Raw genomic sequence first — 13177 nt, 5'->3', positions numbered from 1 at the left:
CGGAGCGATCCATTCCCCGACATCGGAATCGCGCCAAAGGTGCTGCCCCGCCCCCTGTGCGCGAACACCCATACCGGCGCTTCCGCGACCACCCCGAACCCCCTCTGGCAAGGGAGTTCGGGGTGCGGAGCCCCACCGTCCGGCCAGGGGTGCGCGTATAAACAGGACACCGCACCCCACCTGCGGCGACCTGCCCGCGGCTGGGAATAGAGGTCGAATTGTGCGGCCGGTAGCGTGCCCGCATGAACGAGCGGACAGGCGATGAGATAACCAACGGACCCAAGAAGTCCAGATCTGACAATCTCTTTCACCTTGGCGAATTCCGTACCCTTTGGGCTGCTTACGCTCAGTCGATCCTGGGCGACCAGCTGGCCCGTGTGGCGCTTTCGTTGCTTGTCTTCGAACGTACGGACTCGCCGGGATGGACCGCGGCGACCTATGCCCTGACCACCTTGCCGGCGCTGCTCTCCGGAGTGCTGCTCTCCGGTCTGGCGGACCGGTTCCCCCGGCGCACGGTCATGGTCAGCTGCGATCTGACCCGGATGGTGCTGGTCGGGCTGATGGCGCTGCCCGGGATGCCGCTGCCGCTGCTCGCCGGACTGCTGGTGCTGGCGCAGCTGGCCGAGGCGCCCTTCGGGGCCGCCCAGGGCGCGCTCCTGCCCACCGTGCTGGGCGTGGAGCGGTACGAGCGCGGCCAGCGGGTCATGCAGATCACCCACCAGGCGGGCCAGCTGGTCGGGTTCGCCGGGGGCGGGCTGCTGGTCGCGTGGCTGGGCAGCAACCGCTCGCTGGCGGTGAACGCGGCGACCTTCCTGGTCTCGGCGGCCCTCATCCGGTTCGGGGTGAAGGCCCGCCCGGTGACGAGCGCCGAGGCGCGTACGGCGAAGCTCGGCGCCCAGGTCGGTGGCGCCGCCGCGCTGATCTGGTCGGACCGCAGGCTCCGCTCGCTGCTGGCCCTGGGCTGGCTCGCGGGGTTCGTCGTCCTGCCGGAGGGGCTGGCCGCCCCGTTCGCCGACGAGGCCGGCGGCGGGACCTACGCGGTGGGGCTGCTGCTCGCCGCGCATCCGGCGGGCATGGTGCTGGGCGCGGCCCTGCTGGGACGTTCCGCGGTCGGGGACGAGACCCGGCGCCGGCTGCTCGGCCCGCTGGCCGTCGCCGCGAATCTGCCGCTGGTCGTCTACCTGCTCCACCCCAGTACGGAAGTGGCCATGTTCCTGCTGCTGGTCGCCGGGGTCTGCTCGGCGTACCAGATCACCGCCGGGGCCACCTTCGTCCTGCTGACCCCGCCCGACCGGCGCGGCCAGGCGCTGGGGCTCGCCCGGTCGGGGGTGACCGCCATGCAGGGCGTCGGTGTGGCCGCCGGCGGGGCGGTGACCGAGCTGACCGGCTCCTCGGGGACCACCATCGGGGCCTCCGGGCTCCTCGGGGTGATCTGCGCCGTCCTGGCCGCCACCGCCTGGGCACGGGCACGGGGGACCGGGGCCGAGATGATCCCCGGGAAGGCGTAGGGCCTCCCACGCCGCTCGCACGATCCGCACACAGGCCTCCCGGCCCCGTGCGGTCTACGCTCCGGCGGCCAAACGCGGCTAGGGTCGTCGGCAGGAAACCACGCGCGATCCACAGGAGTACCCAGCGATGTCTATCGACCCGTCCTCGATCCCCAACTTCGGGGGCCAGCCCGAACCGCAGGCGACAGGACCGGAGGGCCCCGTCGTCCCCGACCAGGACCTCGTCAAGCAGCTCCTGGAGCAGATGGAGCTGAAGTACGTCGTCGACGACGAGGGCGACCTCGCCGCGCCGTGGGAAGAGTTCCGCACGTACTTCATGTTCCGCGGCGAGGGCGAGCAGCAGGTCTTCTCGGTCCGTACGTTCTACGACCGCCCGCACGACGCGGACCAGCGTCCGGTCCTCCTCGACGCGATCGACGACTGGAACCGCCGCACCCTGTGGCCCAAGGTCTACACCCACACCCACGAGCCCGAGGAGGGCTCCGAGGAGACCGGCACCTCGATCCGGCTGATCGGTGAGGCGCAGATGCTCATCGGCACCGGCGTCTCGCTGGAGCACTTCGTCTCCTCGACGGTCAGCTGGGTGCGCGCCTCCATCGAGTTCGACAAGTGGCTGCTGGAGCGCCTGGGCCTGGCCCCGGCCGAGGAGAAGACGGAGGCCGCCGAGGGCGACCCCACGCCGCCGGGAGTCTGAGCCCCCGCGTCACGACACCGGGCCCGGCCCGGGAGCGGCCCCTGCGGACCGCCCCGGACCGGGCTCCGTCATGTCCGGGACGGGGCGGGCGGGAACCCGGCCGCCCCCAGCGTCTTCAGCCGGGCGACGGCCTCCTCCAGGACCTCGGTGCGCTTGCAGAAGGCGAAGCGCACGAAGGGGGCGCCCTGTTCGCGGTGGTCGTAGAAGACGGCGTTCGGGACGGCGACCACACCGCAGCGCCCGGGAAGCGAGCGGCAGAAGGCGAATCCGTCGCCGGCCGGGTCGAGCGGGCCGATGCCCGTGGTGACGAAGTAGGTGCCGGAGGGGCGGTAGACCTCGAAGCCCGCCTCGGCCAGCCCGTCGCTCAGCAGGTCGCGCTTGGCCCGCAGATCGGCGCGCAGCCCGTCGAAGTACGCGTCGGGCAGACGCAGCGCCTCGGCGACCGCGTACTGGAAGGGCCCCGCCGACACATACGTGAGGAACTGCTTCGCCGAGCGGACCGCCGCCACCAGCTCCGCGCCCGCGGTGATCCAGCCGACCTTCCAGCCGGTGAACGAGAAGGTCTTGCCGGCCGAGGAGATGGTGACCGTGCGCTCGCGCATGCCGGGGAACGAGGCGATCGGGACGTGCTCGCCCTCGAAGACCAGGTGCTCGTAGACCTCGTCGCTGACCACGAGGAGGTCGCGTTCGCACGCCAGCTCGGCGATCGCGGCGAGTTCCTCGCGGCCGAGCACGGTGCCGGTGGGGTTGTGCGGGGTATTGAGCAGCAGCAGCCGGGTGCGGGGGGTGACGGCGGCGCGCAGTTCGTCGAGGTCCAGCCGGTAGGTGCGCGTGGACGGTTCGGGGTGCAGGGTCACGGGGACGCGGGTGGCCCCGGCGAGGGCGACGGAGGCGGCGTACGAGTCGTAGTACGGCTCCAGCGCGACGACCTCGTCGCCCGGTTCCAGCAGGGCGAGCATGGCGGCGGCGATGGCCTCCGTGGCGCCCGCCGTGACCAGGACCTCGGTGTCGGGGTCGTACGCCAGGCCGTAGCGGCGCAGCTGGTGGTCCGCGATCGCGGTGCGCAGCTCGGGGACGCCGGGGCCCGGCGGGTACTGGTTGCCGTGGCCGGCCCGCAGGGCGCGGACCGCGGCCTCGCGGACCTCCTCGGGGCCGTCGGTGTCGGGGAAGCCCTGGCCGAGGTTGATGGCTCCGGTGCGGGCGGCGAGGGCGGACATCTCCGCGAAGATCGTCGTGCCGAACTCGGCGAGGCGGCGGTTGAGCAGCGGTCGGCGCTGTGTCATGGACGTCATCCTGCGCGGAAGCTCTGGAGTTGCTCAAGTCGGCTTTGGCGCGGCGGCGGCGGGGGCATCCCCCAGGCACGCGGGAATCGGCAGGGAGCGGGGGCTCCGCCGCGGGGGACGGAAGGACGTGAGGTCGATGGTGGCTCTGCTCGTCGGGGTGATCGTGATCGTGGGGGTCGTGCTCCTCGTCGTGAGGCTGGCGAACGCCGGAAGCCGGGGGAATCCGCTGAGCGGTGCGCCCCGGAGCCGGCGCGGGGCGCGCAGCGGGGGTGCGGCCGGGGGCAGCTGGTGGGTCGGCGGCGGGGACGGCGGCGGCGGTGACTCGGGCGGCCACTCCGGGGGCCACTCGGGCGGCCACTCCGGAGGTCACGGGTGCGGTGGAGGCTCCTCGTGCGGCGGCGGCTCGTCGTGCGGGGGCGGGGGCGGATGCGGCGGAGGCAGCTGACACGGGGCAGCTGGTCCGCGCGGGCCGGGCCCACGTGTCCGGCCCGGTCCGGCAGAAAGGTGTTCGGAGGGACCGGGGGGATTCATCGAAATCCCCCTAAGTCCCTTCGGACACCTTTTTGTTGGCCGTCCGGCGCGTGCGCGGTGAACATCAGAACCGGAGGGCCCCCGGGGGGATGGAAACCACGTCAAGTTGGGCAAAAACGCTGCGAGTACGGCGTAGTCCGTGATTCCCTCATGAGAGAGAACATTCAGCCCTCGGACCCCAGTTGGACCTGATCGGGCGCTTCCCACCTCCCACGTGCACCACGTCGGGGCGCCCCCTGTCCACGTGTCCCATGTGTGTTTTGCGGAGCCGACCCATGCTCACGACCCTCCATACGGCCTATTCCGACACCCGCGCCGCCGATCTGGCCTGGGCGCTGGGGCGCGAACCGCTCCCGGCGCTCGCCGTGCTCGACCTCGAACTCGGCGGCGCGCAGTTGCAGCTGCGCCTGCTCGGCGCCTCCCACCAGGTGCTCCTCAAGGAGGAGTACGGCGACTGTTCCGAGACCGTCGCCTGTATCCCGGGCAGCAGCACCCCGCTGCCCCTCGGCGTCTCCAAGCGGCTGGGGGAGTGGGACTACGAGTTCGCCGCCCGCGTCGAGACGCTCACGCCGGGTTCGTTCGCCGGGCGGGCGCAGGAACTGCTCGCGCTCGTCGCCGACCACCCGCACGGCCTGGCGGGAACGTTTCCCGGCAGCCCGCACGCCTTCACGGCGATGCTCGCCCAGCGGACCGAGGGCCAGGTGCGCTGGCGCACCTGGCACGCGTACCCGCAGGAGGGACGCCTCGTGGTCACCCGGACCCGGGTGGGTGTGCGGATGCCGGCCGCGGCAGCGCTGTGACCGGGCCCAACTCCGGTGCGCGTGCGCCGATTACACCCTTGTGGGTGACAAGCGGCGACGGGTCCGTGACGTAGCGTTCGCGGCATGATCGACCAGCAGGTGTCGCTGCGAGGGGGCGCGGCGCGGCTCCCCGTGCGGCCGAGGACCGGCCGGTACCTCGTGCTGGCCGCCGTCTTCATCTGCGCCGCCTGCGGGCTGGTGTACGAGCTGGAACTGGTGGCGCTCGCCTCCTATCTGATCGGCGACTCCGTCACCCAGGCCTCCGTCGTGCTGTCCGTGATGGTCTTCGCCATGGGGATCGGCTCGCTCTTCGCGAAACGTTTACGCAACCACGCGGCGGTCGGGTTCGGGCTGATCGAGGCGGCGCTCGCCCTGATCGGCGGCTTCTCCGCCCTGGTGCTCTACGCCTCGTTCGCCTGGTTCGGGGAGTCGAGAGTCGCCCTGGTCGGGTTCTCGCTGGCCATCGGCATCCTGATCGGTGCGGAGATCCCCCTGCTGATGACGCTGATCCAGCGGGTGGACCGGCAGGACGCGGGCGGGGCCGTGGCCGATCTCTTCGCGGCCGACTACGTGGGCGCGCTGGTCGGCGGACTGGCCTTCCCGTTCCTGCTGCTCCCGATGTTCGGGCAGCTCACCGGTGCGCTGCTCACCGGCGCGGTGAACGCGGCGGCGGGCGGGGCGCTGGTCCTGTGGGTGTTCCGCCGCGACCTCACCACGCGCTCCCGCTGGCTGCTGGTCGTCGCCAACGTCGGGGTGATCGCCGTGCTCGCCACGGCGGCCCTGCTCTGCGACGACTTCGAACGGGCGGCGCGGCGGGCGGTGTACGGGGACGGGGTGCGCGTCGCCGTGCAGACCGAGGTCCAGGAGGTGGTCCTCACCGGCAGGGGCCGGGACTCCCTGGACCTGTATCTGGACGGGCGGCTGCGGGTCAGCTCCAAGGACGAGTACCGCTACCACGAGGCGCTGGTGCACCCCGCGATGAACGGGCCGCACGCCCGGGTGCTCATCCTGGGCGGCGGGGACGGCCTGGCCGCCCGCGAGGTGCTGCGCTACCCGGACGTACGCCGGGTGACGCTGGTCGAGCTGGACCCCGGCGTCACCCAGTTGGCCCGGACGGACCGCGCCCTGTCCGCGCTGAACGCGCACGCCTACCGCGACCCCCGGCTGACCGCCGTGACCGGGGACGCGTTCACCTGGCTGCGCGCGGTGCGCGACCGCTTCGACGTGGTGATCGCCGACCTTCCGGACCCGGGGATCTCGGCGAGCACGAAGCTGTACTCCGCCGAGTTCTACGGGCTGGTCGCCGGGGCGCTGGCCCCCGGCGGCCGGCTGGTGGTGCACGGCGGGCCCCCGGTGAGCCGGCCGCACACGTTCTGGACGGTGGAGGCCTCGGTCCGGGCGGCGGGGCTGCGGACCCGCGCCTACCGGGTGAGCGGGCGGTACGCGGGGTCCCCGGCCGGCCCCGACCGGTCGAGCCGCCGGGCCGGGGAGGCGCACGGCTGGGGGTTCGTGCTGGCGGCCCCCGGTGCGGTGCCGCGCCTCGGGCTGGCTCCCGGGGCCCCGCGCCTGCGCTCGCTGACCGGCCCCCTGCTGCGGGACGCCGGGCGGCGGGCGGAGGCCGGGCGGCTGCCGGACCAGGCGCCCTCGACCCTGGTGCACCCCCGGTACTGGGAGCGGTGACCGGGGTGTGCCGGGCCGGGGGAGGAGGGGGTGCGCCGGTCCGGAAGCGCTGACGCGGCGGCCGGGGTCCGAGTAGCCTCGGGTGCCATGGAGCATGAGGTGTTCGTACCGGTTCCGGTTCCGGCCCTGCGGCGGGCGCTGGACGATCCCGCCCGTGTCGCGCGCTGTGTGCCGGGGCTCCAGCGGGACGCCGACGCGTCCGCGGGCCCGCTGACCGGCCGGCTCAGGATCAGGGCCGGCGGCCACACCATCACGTACCGGGGCGCGCTGCGGCTGACCCCGTCGCCGGACGCGGCGGACGGCGCGGACTACGCGCTCTCCGTCGAGGGCGAGGGCACCGAGGCCCGTGGCGGCGGTTCCGCCCTGCTGGCCCTGACCCTCCGCCTGGCCGCCCGCGACGACGGCACGGCGATCACCTTCGCGGGCACGGCGACCGGCGAGGGCCGCATCCTGGAGCTGGACCCGGCCGCGGCCCTCTCGGCCGCCCACCGCCTGCTGGACCGCTTCGCGCAGCAACTCGTGACGGAATCCCTGACGGCCCACGGGCAGGACGGCGCGGAGGAGGGCGACGGGGGCGCGGGTGACTCCGCCGCGGGTGAATCGGTTTCGGGCGATCCGGCGTCGACTGAAACCGCCTCGGGTACGGCGGTTCCGGCCGCCGGGAAGCCGCCCGTCCCCGACGAGAAGCCTCCCGCCGTCTCCGCCGACGAGGAGCAGGCCGTCGGGGAGGCCGTGGAGCAGGCCATCGAGGAGGCCGCCGAGGAGGCGGACGAGGAGCGGGGGTCCGTGTTCGACGCCCCCGTGCCGCCATCGTCGCTGGACCCGGTGGCCGGGATCGAGTTCACCGTTCCGGACGGGCCGCCGGCCGAGGCCGCGCACGCCCGGCGCACGATGATCGGGCGCAGCGCGGAGGAGGTCGACCACGCCCCGCCGCGCGGCCGGTACGCCCCGGTGCCGTCACCGGACGCGAGCGGTGCGGGTGCCACGCTGCGCTGGGTGGCCCCGGCGGCCGCGCTGGCCCTCGCCTCGGCGGTGGTGGTCGGCCGGGCGCTGCGGCGCCGGAAGTAGGGGGCGGCTCCGGCCCGGCCGGCGGGACACCCCCGGTGGCCGACGTTTGGATCGGGTCCGGGCCGCGCCAGTAGTGTCGTCGGGTGAGCAGCAGCGAGAAGAGCGTCCGGCTGGCCGTCGGCGACGCAGAGTTGACCGTGAATCCCGACAACGGCTGCCGTATCGGCAGCCTGCGGATCGGTGGGACCGAACTGCTGCGGCAGGGGGAGCGCTACGGCTGCTTCCCGATGGTGCCGTGGTGCGGACGGACCGGGAACGGGCAGTTCCGCAACGGCGGTGTGCTGCACCGGCTCCCGCTGACCGCGCCGCCGCACGCCATCCACGGCACGGGCCGGGACACCGCCTGGCGCACCGCGCACGCCAGTGACACCGAGGCCGCCTTCTACTACGACCTGGCCGACCCCTGGCCGTACCCGGGACGGGTCACCCAGACCTTCGAGCTGACCGGGTCCGCGCTCACGGTGGCGTTCGGCATCGAGACGTACGGCGACTCCTTCCCGGCGCAGGCCGGCTGGCACCCCTGGTTCCGGCGCAGCCTCGGCGAGGGCGGGGACGTCCGGATCGCGTTCGACGCCGCCTGGCAGGAGGAGCGCGGCGAGGACCATCTGCCGACCGGCCGCCGGATCCCGCCGCAGCCCGGCCCCTGGGACGACTGCTTCGGGATGCCCGACGGCGTCGACGTGACGCTGACCTGGCCGGAGCGGCTGGAGCTCACGGTGAAGAGCCGGAGCGAGTGGGTCGTGGTCTACGACGAGCAGGACGAGGCGGTCTGCGTGGAACCGCAGTCGGGCCCGCCGAACGGGCTGAACACCGACCCGCGCTACGTCACCCCCATCGACCCCCTGGAGATCGCGACCACCTGGAGCTGGCGCACGCTCTGAGCACCGGGGCGGACCGCGCCCGGCACGCCCCGTGCCCACGGCGCCTTATCCTCGTAGCCATGACTGACGTACGCGCTGAGCTGCTCCAGCAGATCAAGGACAAGGCCGTGGTGCACGGCAAGGTGACGCTCTCCTCCGGGCTCGAAGCCGACTGGTACATCGATCTGCGCCGCATCACGCTGGACGGCAAGGCCGCTCCGATGGTCGGTCAGGTCATGCTCGACGCGACCGCCGAGCTGGACTACGACTGCGTGGGCGGGCTGACGCTGGGTGCCGACCCGGTCGCCACCTCGATGCTCCACGCCTCCGCCGCGCGTGGTCAGGTGCTGGACGCGTTCGTGGTCCGCAAGGCCCAGAAGGCCCACGGCATGCAGCGCCGGATCGAGGGCGCGGACGTCAAGGGCCGCCGCTGCCTGGTCGTCGAGGACACCTCGACCACCGGTGGTTCGCCGCTGACGGCCGTCGAGGCGGTGCGCGAGGCCGGTGGCGAGGTCGTCGCCGTCGCCGTGATCGTGGAACGGGGGGCCGCCCCGGCCATCGCCGAGGCCGGGCTGCCGTATGTCCACGCCTACACGGTCCCGGACCTCGACCTGTCCTGACCTGCGGTTCTTCGCGAAGGCGGTCGGTTTCACGTGAAACCGACCGCCTTTGTCGTACCCCTTCAGACCCGGTCGCCGAACGCTGGGGGAGTACACCGGGTGGAGCCCAGGCCAGAGTCTGGGAGGATGGGGGCGACGATGACGTCGCCCCCAGGTCAGGGAACCAGCAACGCACACCCGCACATCCCAAGGAGCGGACAGATGCCCATCGCAACCCCCGAGGTCTACGCCGAGATGCTCGACCGGGCGAAGGCAGGCAAGTTCGCCTACCCGGCCATCAACGTGACGTCGACCCAGACCCTGCACGCTGCGCTGCGCGGCTTCGCGGAGGCCGAGAGCGACGGCATCGTGCAGATCTCGACCGGCGGCGCGGAGTTCCTGGGCGGCCAGTACAACAAGGACATGGTCACCGGCGCCGTCGCCCTGGCCGAGTTCGCGCACATCGTCGCCGCCAAGTACGACGTCACCGTCGCCCTGCACACGGACCACTGCCCCAAGGACAAGCTGGACGGCTATGTCCGCCCGCTGCTCGACATCTCCGCCGAGCGCGTCGCCAAGGGCCTGAACCCGCTGTTCCAGTCCCACATGTGGGACGGCTCGGCGGAGACGCTGGCCGACAACCTGGCCATCGGCCAGGAGCTGCTGGCCAAGGCCGCCGCCGCCAAGATCATCCTTGAGGTCGAGATCACCCCGACCGGCGGCGAGGAGGACGGCGTCACCCACGAGATCAACGACGAGCTGTACACCACCGTCGACGACGCGCTGCGCACCGCCGAGGCGCTGGGTCTGGGCGAGAAGGGCCGCTACCTGCTGGCCGCGTCCTTCGGCAACGTCCACGGCGTCTACAAGCCGGGCAACGTCGTCCTGCGTCCGGAGCTCCTCAAGGACCTCCAGGAGGGCGTGGGCGCGAAGTACGGCAAGTCCTCCCCGTTCGACTTCGTCTTCCACGGCGGCTCCGGCTCCACCGCCGAGGAGATCGCCACCGCGCTGGAGAACGGCGTCGTGAAGATGAACCTCGACACCGACACCCAGTACGCCTTCACCCGCCCGATCGTGGACCACGTGTTCCGCAACTACGACGGTGTGCTGAAGGTCGACGGCGAGGTCGGCAACAAGAAGGTCTACGACCCGCGCAGCTGGGGCAAGTCCGCCGAGGGCGGCATGGCCAAGCGCGTCACGGAGGCCTGCGCCAACCTGCGGTCCACCGGCACCAAGCTGAAGTAGTCCCGTACGGATGTGCGGCGTGGGCCCGGCACCCCTCGGGGTGTCCGGGCCCACGGCATGTCCGGACCCCACCCGCACGACCCGAGGGAACAGCTGTGAGCACGTCCTACGACTTCGACACCGTCATCGACCGCCGCGGCACCTGGTGCGTCCAGTGGGACGGGGTCGCGGACCGCTTCGGGGTGGACGGGCTGCTGCCGTTCACCATCTCGGACATGGACTTCGAGACCGCCCCCGAGGTGCTGGCCGCCCTCCGGGCCCGGCTCGACCACGGCGTCCTCGGCTACACCGACTGGCGGCAGGACGACTTCCGCTCCGCGATAGCCCACTGGTACGCCACCCGGTACGGCACCGCGATCGACACCGGGACCCTCGTCTACGGGCCCTCCGTGCTCAGCCAGTTCTCCCAGCTGCTCCAGATGTGGACCTCCGAGGGCGACGGCGTCGTCCTCCACACCCCCACCTACGACGGCTTCCGCAAGGCCATCACCGGACTGGGCCGGGAGCTGCGCGGAGTGGCGCTCGGGGACACCGCCGCGCTGGAGCGGGAGCTGGCCCGGGAGGACAGCAAGGTCCTGGTGGTCTGCTCCCCGCACAACCCCTCGGGCCGGGTCTGGACCGAGGCGGAACTCGCCGCGACGGCCGCGCTCGCCGCCCGCCACGGCGTCGCCGTGATCAGCGACGAGATCCACGCCGACTTCGTCCACGACGGCCGCCCGCACGTGCCCTGGTCGCGGGTCGCGGGCGAGGGCCGCTGGGCGATCATCACCTCGGGTTCCAAGTCCTTCAACTTCCCGGCGCTGACCGGTTCGTACGGCTTCATCGGCCGGCCCGAGGACCGTACGGAGTATCTGCGCCGGATGGAGACGGCGGAGGGCCTCGCCTCCCCGGCGGTGCTCTCGCTGACCGCGCACATCGCCGCCTACCGCGAGGGCGCGCCCTGGCTGGACGCCCTGCGCGACTACGTCGCCGGCAACCTGGCCCTCGTCGCCGAACGGCTGGACGCGGCCTTCCCCGGACTGGGCTGGGAGCCGCCCCAGGCCGGCTACCTCGCCTGGATCGACGTACGGGCGGCGGGCGTCACGGACGACGAGGCGCTGCAGCGCGTGCTCGTCGAACAGGAACGGGTCGCCATCATGCCCGGCGGGGTCTACGGCGCCGAGGGCTTCGTCCGGCTCAACGTGGGCTGCCCCCGCAGCAAGGCGCTGGCCGGGGTCGAGGCGCTGATCCGGGGGATCGGGACGGTGCGGTCCGCCGCGTAGGGCGTCCGGGCAGGGCGTCCGGGTAGGGCGTCCGGCCCACCCCGCTGGTCCGCCGTGCGCGCGGCGGTGATGCTGGGGCCATGGCGAACAGCGAGGCGGACGGGCCCGGTATCCGGGTCGCCTCCGCCGCCGGGCGCTGGGTGGTGCTGACCACCGTGCTCGGCTCCGGCATGGCGATGCTCGACTCCACCGTCATCAACGTCGCCCTGCCCCGCATCGGCGAGGACCTGGGCACCGATCTGGCCGCGCTCCAGTGGACCGTCAACGCCTACATGCTCACGCTCGCCGGGCTGATCCTGCTCGGCGGCTCGCTCGGCGACCGCTACGGGCGGCGGCGGATCTTCGTCCTGGGCGTCGTCTGGTTCGCCGTCGCCTCGCTGATCTGCGGACTCGCGCCCAACGCCGCCGTGCTCATCGCCGCCCGCGCCCTCCAGGGGGTGGGCGGCGCCCTGCTCACCCCCGGTTCGCTGGCCCTGATCCAGGCGAGCTTCCACCCGGACGACCGGGCCCGCGCGGTCGGGCTCTGGTCCGGCTTCGGCGGGATCGGGGCCGCCGTCGGACCGTTCGTCGGGGGCTGGCTGGTCGACGGGCCCGGCTGGCGATGGGTGTTCCTGCTCAATCTGCCGCTTGCCGCGCTCTGTGTGCCCGTCGCGCTGCGCCACGTACCGGAGTCCCGCGATCCGTACGCGCACGGGCGCTTCGACGTCCTCGGGGCGGCCCTCGGGGCGCTCGCGCTCGCCCTGGTGACCTATGCGCTGATCGAGGCGCCGGGGCGGGGCGCCTCCCCTGCGGTGATCGGCGCGGCGGTGGGCGGGGTGGTGCTCGGCGCGGTCTTCGTCGGGGTCGAGCGGCGGCGGGCCGACCCGATGCTCCCGCCCTCGGTCTTCGCCTCCCGGCAGTTCACCGCCGTCAACGTCGTCACCTTGTGCGTCTACGCGGCGCTCGGCGGCTACTTCTTCCTCTCCGCGATCCAGCTCCAGGTCGTCGCCGGCTACTCGGCGCTCGGCGCGGGCACCGCTCTGCTGCCCACCACCCTGCTGATGCTGCTGTTCTCGGCCGCCTCGGGCGAACTGGGCCAGCGCATCGGGCCGCGCATCCCGCTGACCGCCGGTCCGCTGATCGCCGCGGCGGGCATGCTGCTGATGCTGCGCGTGGGGCCCGGCTCGGCCTCCGTCACCGGCTACCTCACCGACGTCCTGCCCGCCGTCGTGGTCCTCGGCACCGGGCTCGTCATCGTCGTCGCCCCGCTCACCGCGACCGTCCTGGCCTCCGTGGACACCGCCCGCGCCGGGCTCGCCAGCGGGATCAACAACGCCGCCGCCCGCGCCGCCGGGCTGATCGCGGTGGCGGCGCTTCCGCTGCTCGCCGGGATGGGGCCGGAGGCCTACCGGGACGCCGGGGAGTTCGCCGCGACCTTCCGGCGGGCCATGCCGATGTGCGCCGGGCTGCTGGCCGCCGGCGCCCTGATCGCCTGGGCGACCGTCCGCGATCCCGCGCCCGCCGTGCGCGACGCCGCCCGGCCCGAGTGCACCGTGCACTGCGGCGTCTCCGGCCCGCCGCTGGAACCCGCGCCGGAGACCGCCCGCCCGGACGGCGGCACGACCACGACCGGCGCGGACTGAACCGGCACGTCCCGCGCGGCGCGAA

Annotated in this window: 11 protein-coding genes; 10 read left to right on the top strand and 1 reads right to left on the bottom strand. The window is 73.3% G+C overall.

Annotated elements, in window-relative coordinates:
• Positions 1-242: 242 nt before the first annotated feature.
• Both ACZ4FH_RS00250 and ACZ4FH_RS00245 read left to right on the top strand, forming a co-directional pair.
• Entirely contained in the window at positions 243-1508 is a 1266-nt protein-coding gene (locus tag ACZ4FH_RS00250; protein ID WP_467301359.1) for an MFS transporter, read from the top strand.
• A gap of 127 nt (positions 1509-1635) precedes the next feature.
• Entirely contained in the window at positions 1636-2202 is a 567-nt protein-coding gene (locus ACZ4FH_RS00245; RefSeq protein WP_467301358.1) for a YbjN domain-containing protein, read from the top strand.
• A 68-nt stretch (positions 2203-2270) separates the two neighbouring features.
• Here ACZ4FH_RS00245 and ACZ4FH_RS00240 read toward each other — a convergent pair whose 3' ends face one another.
• Positions 2271-3485, bottom strand: a complete 1215-nt coding sequence (locus ACZ4FH_RS00240) for a pyridoxal phosphate-dependent aminotransferase (RefSeq protein ID WP_467301357.1) — start codon at positions 3483-3485, stop codon at positions 2271-2273.
• 806 nt (positions 3486-4291) lie between these two features.
• On the opposite strand from ACZ4FH_RS00240, the gene ACZ4FH_RS00235 reads away from it, so the two are divergent.
• The 8 genes from ACZ4FH_RS00235 (at position 4292) to ACZ4FH_RS00200 (ending at position 13152) form a co-directional block, all read left to right on the top strand.
• Positions 4292-4816: a DUF2617 family protein gene (locus tag ACZ4FH_RS00235; protein WP_383630731.1), complete on the top strand. Its 525-nt coding sequence runs from the start codon at positions 4292-4294 to the stop codon at positions 4814-4816.
• An 84-nt stretch (positions 4817-4900) separates the two neighbouring features.
• Positions 4901-6496, top strand: a complete 1596-nt coding sequence (locus tag ACZ4FH_RS00230) for a polyamine aminopropyltransferase (RefSeq protein WP_467301356.1) — start codon at positions 4901-4903, stop codon at positions 6494-6496.
• Positions 6497-6583: 87 nt separating this feature from the next.
• On the top strand, positions 6584-7564 hold the full coding sequence (locus ACZ4FH_RS00225; protein ID WP_467301355.1) for an SRPBCC domain-containing protein: 981 nt from the start codon (positions 6584-6586) through the stop codon (positions 7562-7564).
• Positions 7565-7647: 83 nt separating this feature from the next.
• Positions 7648-8445 carry an aldose epimerase family protein gene (locus ACZ4FH_RS00220; RefSeq protein WP_467301354.1) on the top strand — a complete coding sequence of 266 codons (798 nt, stop codon included), beginning with the start codon at positions 7648-7650 and terminating at the stop codon, positions 8443-8445.
• A gap of 59 nt (positions 8446-8504) precedes the next feature.
• Positions 8505-9044: an orotate phosphoribosyltransferase gene (gene pyrE, locus ACZ4FH_RS00215; RefSeq protein WP_383630719.1), complete on the top strand. Its 540-nt coding sequence runs from the start codon at positions 8505-8507 to the stop codon at positions 9042-9044.
• Between the two features lie 201 nt (positions 9045-9245).
• Complete coding sequence (fbaA, locus tag ACZ4FH_RS00210; protein ID WP_467301353.1) at positions 9246-10268, top strand: class II fructose-bisphosphate aldolase; 1023 nt, start codon at positions 9246-9248, stop codon at positions 10266-10268.
• Positions 10269-10363: 95 nt separating this feature from the next.
• Positions 10364-11530, top strand: a complete 1167-nt coding sequence (locus tag ACZ4FH_RS00205) for a MalY/PatB family protein (RefSeq protein ID WP_467301352.1) — start codon at positions 10364-10366, stop codon at positions 11528-11530.
• 80 nt (positions 11531-11610) lie between these two features.
• The gene (locus ACZ4FH_RS00200; RefSeq protein WP_467301351.1) at positions 11611-13152 is read left to right on the top strand and encodes an MFS transporter; all 1542 of its coding nucleotides are present in this window, start codon (positions 11611-11613) and stop codon (positions 13150-13152) included.
• Positions 13153-13177: the final 25 nt, after the last annotated feature.

It is taken from the genome of Streptomyces sp. NPDC024555 (assembly GCF_055559335.1).
The sequence above is the reverse complement of the archived record's forward strand: the minus strand, read 5'-3'. Positions and strand labels throughout refer to the sequence as shown.